This window comes from Pseudomonas sp. (genome assembly GCF_030147005.1).
GTDB lineage: Bacteria > Pseudomonadota > Gammaproteobacteria > Pseudomonadales > Pseudomonadaceae > Aquipseudomonas.
Map to the genome: position 1 here is coordinate 1 of NZ_JASLAW010000172.1, position 5,312 is coordinate 5,312.

General features: G+C 61.7%; 4 protein-coding genes. 3 read left to right on the forward strand and 1 reads right to left on the reverse strand.

From position 1 onward, the window contains the following. A partial coding sequence (locus Q1V60_RS15940; RefSeq protein WP_300632103.1) for a retention module-containing protein occupies positions 1-1,017 on the reverse strand: 1,017 nt, incomplete at its 3' end. A 338-nt stretch (positions 1,018-1,355) separates the two neighbouring features. Here Q1V60_RS15940 and Q1V60_RS15945 point away from each other — a divergent pair. From Q1V60_RS15945 to Q1V60_RS15955, 3 genes are all read left to right on the forward strand, one after another. Continuing rightward, complete coding sequence (locus Q1V60_RS15945) at positions 1,356-2,714, forward strand: TolC family outer membrane protein (protein ID WP_300632104.1); 1,359 nt, start codon at positions 1,356-1,358, stop codon at positions 2,712-2,714. A gap of 40 nt (positions 2,715-2,754) precedes the next feature. Continuing rightward, the gene (locus Q1V60_RS15950) at positions 2,755-4,911 is read left to right on the forward strand and encodes a type I secretion system permease/ATPase (RefSeq protein WP_300632105.1); all 2,157 of its coding nucleotides are present in this window, start codon (positions 2,755-2,757) and stop codon (positions 4,909-4,911) included. Beyond that, positions 4,901-5,312 (forward strand): biotin/lipoyl-binding protein (locus Q1V60_RS15955; protein ID WP_300632106.1); only part of this gene is annotated, 412 nt, incomplete at its 3' end. The genes Q1V60_RS15950 and Q1V60_RS15955, both read left to right, overlap by 11 nt.

Here is a 5,312-nt window from a genome sequence, read left to right on the forward strand (position 1 = left end):
GCCGTTGACGTACACATCGTTGGCCGGGGTATTGACCACAACGGTGCCCACAGACTCGCCCGCTTTAATGGTGATCACCGAACCATTGCTCAACGTAACGCTCACCGGCGTTTGCGCCGGGTTGGTCAGCGTCGCGGTGTAAGTGATCTGGCCGCCTTCGGTCACGCTCGAACCCGCCGTCAGGGTGACGGTGGTGGTGTCGATGGTGTCGGTGATCTGCGTCACGGCCGGGTTAGGGTCGAGAGTCAGCACCAGGTTGTTGCCGCCGGTGGTGCCTGTGACGGTGACGCTGATCTGGCCGGCGTCGATGTACGGGCTGTCGTTAGGCGCCAGGGGCACGTTAACAGTGCCGGTCAGTTGGCCGGACGGGATGGTAATGACCGCGCCGTTGGACAAGGTGACGGTCAAGTCGCTGGTGGAGGCTTGGGTCACGGTGGCGGTGTAAGTCAGCACGCCCCCGGCTTCGGTGATGCTTGGGGTCGCGCTCAGGCTCAGGGTCGAAGGCTGCAGCGCCAGGTTGCCGTTGCCGGTAGAACCCTGGGCACCGGTAAAAGTGTTCAGTGTTGAGGTGCCCTGGCCGATGGGGGCGGTGGGGAAGCCGATGGTCGGGTCGACACGCCCGGCGGTTGCGTCCAGCACCACAAAGCTGTGGCCCCCGCCCGCGGCGCCATTACCGGCAGCGGTTGCGCCGGCGGCAGTGGCTTCCAGCTCGGTGGTCGGGTCGGCGCCGGCGGCGATGGCTTGCTGCAGTTCGGCAACCGACGGCGCGGCCTGTTCGGTGGCAGCGGCGAGGTCCGCAGCGGAGTCCGGCATGTCGGCGCTCCACTGGGTTTCGCGCCCAAGGTCAAGGGTGCGCCCATCAGCCAGCTCCAGGCTCACCGCGCCCGACAGGCCTGTGTCAATCTGGTCGCCCGCGAACAGGCGATCACCCTCAACCAGAACACGGCGTGTCCCTTCCGGAGAAATAACGAACACTTGGCCAACAATGCTTTTGACGATGGCAACAACATTGCTCATTAAATATTTCTCCGGCGATCCGTTTGTGATAATTCCATGTGGCCGCTCAAAGGGGAGGGCCAAACTGGAGGGGGCGTAGGTTGAGTGATTACTGACGTCAAATTATTGGCTTAATTTTTAAGTTATCTAGTTTATGCCAAACTATTGACCTTATCGCCGCCATCCTAAACAATCGCCCCCGTAATGTCACATTGATATTTATGCGGCGAACCGTCCTACATGTATGAAGCAGTTCCGCTTTTTGAACTTTCCGACGTACGGTCATTACGCTAGCCATTATTCGACGCGGCGGCGCCAATCGCTGTGATTTGAGACAAGAAGTCCTGGGGAATTTTTTAATGCGTCTGCACCTGCTCAAGGCAATACCGTTCGTCTTCGCCGCCAGTTTCGTCCAAGCCCAAACACTGCCCCAAGCCATGCAACAGGCGTTGGATGTGCACCCTGAAATTCAGGCCGGTGTGAACAGCCGCATTGCCGCCGATTACCAACTGCGTGCGGCGCAGGGCGGTTACCTGCCGCGTGTCGATTTGAATGCCGGTTATGGCCGTGCCGGCACCGACAACGCGTCCACTCGCGCCACCAACGGCGCGGGCGGCAACCACTGGGAAACGCTCAATCGCGGCGAATCCAGCCTGCGCCTGCAACAAATGATTTTTGACGGTTTCGCCACGTCCAGCGAAGTCGGTCGTCAACAAGCCAACGTCAATTCCCGCGCCTACTCGTTGCTCGGTACGTCCGAGCGCACCGGGTTGACCGTCGCCCAGGTGTACCTGGAAGTGCTGACCCGTCGTGAGTTCGTGCGCCTGGCCGAAGACAACCTGCGCAACCACGAACGTATTTACGATCAGATCAAGTTGCGTACCCAGCGCGGCGTCGGTAACGGCGCCGACCAGGATCAGGCCGAAGCGCGGCTGGCCCAGGCCCGTAACAACCTGATCACCGAGCAGACCAACCTTGCGGATGCGCAAACCAACTACCTCAGCGCCGTTGGCCAGATGCCCGACCAACTCGAGCGCCCGGCGCCGTTCATGGCCATGCTTCCGGCCGACCTGAATGAAGCGCGTCGCCAGATGCTCGACAACAGCCCGGTGCTGCGCTCGGCCGAATCGGACATCTCCGCCGCCGAGCAGCAATACGCGGCCGCCAAGTCCAGCTTCTACCCACGCTTTGACGCCGAGCTGGGCACCAATGCCGACAACAACGTCTCCGGCGATGCCAACCACAGCAACGGCTGGGAAGCCATGGTGCGCATGCGCTTCAACCTGTTTGCCGGCGGCAGCAACAAGGCCGACCTGCAGTCGAAGTCGTATCAGGCCAACCAGGCCCTGGACATCCGCAACAACGCCTTGCGCCAGCTCAATGAAGAACTGGGCCTGGCCTGGAACGCCCTGAACAACGCCAACGCGCAACTGCCGGTGGCCCAGCAATACGTGGACCACAGCACCCGCGTGCGCACGTCCTACCAGCAACAGTTCAGCCTGGGCCAACGTACCCTGCTGGACTTGCTCGACAGCGAGAACGAATTGTTCACCGCTTCGCGTCGCCTGGAAGAAATCAAGAACATTCAGTTATTTACTCAGTACCGAATCAAGGCGACCATGGGCGAATTGCTCAAAAGCCAAGGCGTAGTCGCTCCAATGGCCTCCATCGTGCAAAACGATGTGAAGCCCAAAGTCCAGCTGCCTGGAATGAACTGAGTCACCCCATAGCCCCATCTGTTAGTCGAGAGTGCCCCGCGTGGAATCCGAAGTCAGTCGAGTTCATCTCAGTCATGATCCACGCACGCTGCACGACGATCCGTTACTCGACGGGTTGTTGGCACTCTGCGCCCTGCATCAGAAACCGGCCAGCGCCGCCATGCTCACCACCGGCCTGCCGCTGCCTTCGCAGCGTTTGAGCGCCGAGTTGCTGTCGCGCGCCGCCGCACGTGCCGGGCTGCAGGGCCGGCTGCTGCAACGCAAGCTCGAGCAGATCCCGGCCATCGCGTTACCGGCGCTGCTGCTGCTCAAGGACGGGCGCAGTACTGTGCTGGTCGGCTGGGAAGGCGACGATCAGGCGCGGGTGCTGCTCAGCGAAAGCGATGGCGGTGAGGTGCTGATCAAGCGCGAGCTGCTGGCCGACGACTACACCGGCAAAGTCTTCTTTGCCCAGCCGCAGCACAAGTTCGACGTTAACCACGGCACCCTGATTCCTCGGGCACGGTCGTGGTTTCGTGACACGCTCAAGCGTTCGCGCTGGCTGTATACCGACGCCATCGCCGCCAGCTTCCTGATCAACATCATCGCCATGGCCGCGCCGCTGTTCGTGATGAACGTGTACGACCGCGTGGTACCGAACCAGGCCACCGCCACGCTGTGGGTGCTGGCCGTGGGTATCTGCGGCGCGTATCTGTTCGACCTGGTGCTCAAAAGCCTGCGCAGTCTGTGCCTGGACCTGGCGGGGAAAAAAACCGACCTGATCATCTCTGCCACGCTGTTCGAGCGCATCGTCGGCATGTCGATGAAGTACCGCCCGGCGCGGGTCGGCAGCTTTGCGCAGAACATCCATGAGTTTCAGAGCCTGCGCGACTTCCTCGCATCGCTGACCCTCACCAGCCTGATCGACCTGCCGTTCACGCTGCTGATCTTCCTGGTAATCGCCCTGCTCGGTGGCCATTTGGTGTGGATTCCGGTGCTGGCGTTCCCGATTGCCCTGGGGATCGGCTATGCCCTGCAAAAACCTTTGGTCGCGACCATGGAGCGCACCATGGCACTGGCCGCCGAGCGTCAGTCGAGCCTGATCGAAACACTCGCCGGGCTGGATGCGGTCAAGGTCAACAACGCCGAGAGCGAGCGCCAGTACGGCTGGGAACAAACCATCGGCACCTTGAGCCGGCTCGAACTGCGGGTGAAGTTGCTGTCGGGCTTGTCGATGAACATGACTCTGCTGATCCAGCAACTGGCCGGCGTGATCATGATCGTATTCGGCGTGTACCAGATCATCGACGGCAACCTGAGCATGGGCGGCCTGATTGCCTGCTACATGCTCAGTGGCCGCGCGTTGAGCCCGCTGGCCTCGCTGTCGGGCCTGCTCACGCGCTACCAGCAAGCCAAGGTCACCATGACCTCGGTGGACCAGATGATGGAACTGCCCCAGGAGCGCAACTTCGAAGAGCGGCCCATGAGCCGCCGCACCCTGCAGGGCGCCATCGAGTGCCGGGGGCTGAACTTCACTTATCCGAACCAACAGAACCCGGCGCTGAAAAACATCAACCTGCTGATCAAGCCAGGGGAAAAAATCGGCATCATCGGCCGCAGCGGTTCGGGCAAAAGCTCCCTCGCCAAATTGATCGTCGGCCTTTACCAGCCCGACTCCGGCGCGTTGCTGGTGGACGGCGTGGACGTCCGCCAGATCGATGTCAGCGAACTGCGCCACAACATCGGCTATGTCGCCCAGGATATCCAATTGCTGGCCGGCACCCTGCGCGACAATCTGGTCAGCGGTGCACGCTACGTCGAAGATGAAATGGTGCTGCAAGCCGCCGAACTGGCCGGCGTACATGAATTCGCGCGCCTGCATCCGCAAGGCTATGAGCTGCAGGTTGGCGAGCGTGGGCAGAACCTGTCCGGCGGCCAGCGCCAGAACGTCGCCCTGGCCCGGGCCCTGCTGCTCAACCCGCCCATCCTGCTGCTGGACGAACCCACCAGCGCCATGGACAACACCGGTGAAGAACGCTTGAAACAACGCCTGCACGCCGTGGTGCAAAACAAGACCGTGGTACTGGTGACGCACCGGGCCTCGCTGCTTTCCCTGGTAGACCGCCTGCTGGTCGTCGACCGTGGGCAGATCCTCGCGGACGGCCCGAAAGCCGTGGTCATGGAAGCGTTGAAGAAGGGGCAGATCAGTGTCGCTTAACTCCATCAAGAACGCGGTCGGGCGCTACTTCAAAGGTTCCGACTCGCTGCAGGGCCAACCCCTGCCCGAGGTCAACAAAGCGCTGATCGAAGATGCGCCGCGAGTTATTCGCCTGACCATCTGGGCGATCATCGCGTTCTTTGTGTTCCTGGTGGTGTGGGCGGGCTTCTCCGAAATCGACGAGGTCACCCGTGGCGACGGCAAGGCGATTCCGTCGTCCAAGTTGCAGAAAATCCAGAACCTGGAAGGCGGTATCGTTGCCGAGCTGTACGTCAAGGAAGGCCAGATCGTCGAGGCCGGCGCGCCGTTGATTCGCCTGGACGACACGCGGTTCGTGTCCAACGCCGGGGAAACCGAAGCGCTGCGCCTGGCCATGCAATTGCGCGTTGAGCGCCTGAGTG